Annotated in this window: 2 protein-coding genes and 1 pseudogene; all 3 read right to left on the bottom strand. The window is 66.4% G+C overall.

Going from position 1 to position 2,913, the window contains the following annotated elements; translation table 11 throughout:
• Window positions 1-361 (bottom strand): annotated as a pseudogene (locus V7Q81_RS15465) (chromosome partitioning ATPase); the annotation flags it as partial.
• Between the two features lie 10 nt (window positions 362-371).
• Window positions 372-1,940 (bottom strand): XrtA system polysaccharide chain length determinant, encoded by a 1,569-nt coding sequence (locus tag V7Q81_RS15470; protein ID WP_333845109.1) that lies wholly within the window; start codon window positions 1,938-1,940, stop codon window positions 372-374.
• Window positions 1,941-2,003: 63 nt separating this feature from the next.
• Window positions 2,004-2,642: an XrtA/PEP-CTERM system exopolysaccharide export protein gene (locus V7Q81_RS15475; RefSeq protein ID WP_333845111.1), complete on the bottom strand. Its 639-nt coding sequence runs from the start codon at window positions 2,640-2,642 to the stop codon at window positions 2,004-2,006.
• Window positions 2,643-2,913 lie beyond the last annotated feature (271 nt).

The following is a 2,913-nucleotide window of genomic DNA, read 5'->3' on the forward strand; positions in this document are numbered from 1 at the left end:
CCACCATTATCAGGTTGCCCCGCTCCTCCGGCGCGGCCGCGCCGCCCCGGGCGTTTTGGAGCAGCGGCCATTTGATGACTCGAAACTCGTCCGAAAGCTTCGACTGGGGCGTGTCGGGCACCACCATGCCGGCCGCCCGCATCCGGCCCAGCTCGATTTCCACCCGGCGGCTCACCTGGCCCCGGGGGGCTTCCAGGAGATGGGGAAAACCTTCGCGGCCGGCCAGGGCCTCCGGCTCGGACGCGGGCTCGCCGCCCATGGGTCCCAGCACGGGCTCGGCCCCGGTCAAGCCGTCGGGCACCTGGATGCCGGATTTCTTGAGCTGTTCGAGCCGCTTGGCGGCTTGTTCGATGATACTCACGGTAGCGGCCTCACAGCAGAGGGGTTTTGGTCAAGGTGAATAGGATGCCTACAGCATAGCAGGCCACCAGCCCGGCGAGCCCGGCGGCGAAGGCCCCGATGCGGCGTCGGCGCTGGCGGGTGAGCGCCGGGCTGGGCAACAGGGAAATGGTGCCCAGCACAGGTCGCCGGGTGACCTCCCGTAGCTTGCGGCTGTCGTGGAACGTGGGAAAGAGCTGGCTCACCAGGAAGCTCGCGAGCAGCCCCGCGCCGAGGGAGCCGACGAAAACGACGGGCAGCAACAGGGACCGATTCGGGGCCACGGGCTTCGATTCGGCCCGGGGCGGGTCGATGACCCGGAATTCCCCGATCCCGCCCGAGCCCTGGAGCTCCTTGGACATGGCGGCCTGCTCCCGCCGGGCGACCAGGTTTTCGTAAGCGCGCTTTTCCACTTCGTAGTCCCGGTTGAGGCGCGCAAGCTCCGCCTCCATCTGGGGGATGAGCGCCTGCCGCTCCCGCAGCTGTCGGTAGCGAGCCTCGTAATTGGCGACCCGGGCGCGCAGGGCCGCCACGTTGGCCTCAGCCGCGGCGAGGGACACCTTGATCTGCTGGTAGACGGGGTTGCGGTCGGCGGCGCCCATGGTCGAAGGTCCCCCTGTCGCGCTGCGCCGTGCCTCGAGGATCTGCTTCTTTTCCTGCTCCAGCTCGGCGACGATGCGCCGGGTGTTCTGCACGTCCGGATGCTGGTCTGTGTAGCGGCGTAGCAGCTCGTCCAGAGCCTGCTTTAAGGTGGCGAGGCGCGCGTCGATTTCAGGCACCGCGCCGGCCTCTGCGGGCGTGGCGGCCCCGGCGTCGGGCAGGAACACCGGTTCTTCACCGGCGAGCTCCCGCTTGAGGGCGTCGCGCGACTCTTCGGCCGCGCGCAGCTCCACGCGCGCTCGAGCGAGCTCCTCGCTCAGCGTGGTGAGCTGGCTCACGTAGTCCCGGTCGCCGCCTGCCCCGAGTCCCATGTACTTGAGGCGAAACTCCTTGAGCCGGTTCTCCGCTTCCTGCAAGCGCTTTTCGTAGATGGCGATCTGCTCGTTGATGAACTTCTCCGCCTGCTCCGCGTCGGTGCGCTTGTTCCCCAGGCTGGATTCCAGAAAGATGGAAAGCAGCGCCTGGACCACCCGTTTCGCTTGTTCCGGATTGGTGTCCCGGTAGGAGATGGTGTAGAGGTTATCCTCCCGGCGGGCGGCCCGAATCTGGAGGCTATTCATCATTCGGTCGATCAGCTTCTCCCGCTCCTGGGGCGACTTGATGCCCAGGTCGCTGTCGGTCATGCGCACCAGCTTCTCCACGTTGGGTCGGCTGATGAGGATGCGGCTCAGGATGGACAGCTCCTCCGCCAGGTTGCGCTGCACCGCGATGCCGGTCATAAGGGGCCGCAGGACCGAATCGGTGTCCACGTAGACCCGGGCTGAAGCCTCGTACCGGTCCGGGATCGCGTAGACGACAACTGCGCCCGCGGCGCCCACCAGCCACGCCACCGCCAGTCCGTACCAGCGGCGATGCCACATGCCGCGGGCCATGTCACGAAGTTGCTTGACCAGATGTTCCACTGTCCTCTCCGAGGCCTTCCGGCGGGCTCGCGCGGCGCTACGGGATCGCCGCGGGGCGGGCCATCAGAACCAGCTTTGGGGGATGACCAGCACGTCGCCGGGCTTCACCTCCACGTTGGCCGACACGTCCCCGTCCTTCAGCAAGTCGTTCAGGCGCACGCTGTATTGCTTGTTCCCTTCGGAGGTGCGCAGGATGATGGCTCGGTTGCCGTCGGCGAACTCGGTGATGCCGCCCACGGCAATCATGACGTCGAGGAGGGTCATCTTTTGGCGGTAGGGCAGCACCTGGGGCTTGGCCGCCTCCCCGATCACCCGGATCTGCTCGCTAAACGGACCGATGAAGCCCGTCACCATCACCGTCACCACGGGATCGCGCACGTACTTGGAGAGCGCTTTCTCGATGTCCCGGGCGAGGGTGGTGGAATCCTTGCCGATCGCCACCAGATCCTCCGCCAAGGGCACCGTGATCTTGCCGTCCGGGCGCACCGTCACGGTGGTGGACAAATCGGGGTTGCGCCATACCACCACGTTGAGAGTGTCGAGCGGCCCGATGATGTAGTTATATTCCGGCGTGGCCGCCGTGGCGGGCGCGGGAGGCAAGTCGGAGCGGGTGGCGCAGCCGCCGAGCAGCGCGGCCCATGCCAATGCAATCGCGAGCAGGCGCCCATGCCGAAGGATGCCGGACGGATCGAACGAGCCCATAACCCACCTCTTGTCGAATGGTTGCAGGAGACGAATTGCGTCGCTATTTTAGCCTGGGCGGGTTTTCCCTTATCCACGTTGCGCCCGCGGGCTGCGGCGACCGGGGAGAAAGCCTGTGCGTTGTCGAGCTTAGGCGAAGCGCCGCCGTCTGCCAAGGGGCCCAAGAAAAAGTAACATTCATTTAAATTTTGCGCTTGACATTCGATTACGAGCAGGCTTTTTCCCGCAACATCGGCTGGGTGACCCCCGCCGAGCAGGCGCGGCTGCGGGG

Source organism: Pelomicrobium sp. (assembly GCF_036803785.1).
Classification (GTDB): Bacteria; Pseudomonadota; Gammaproteobacteria; order Burkholderiales; family UBA6910; genus Pelomicrobium.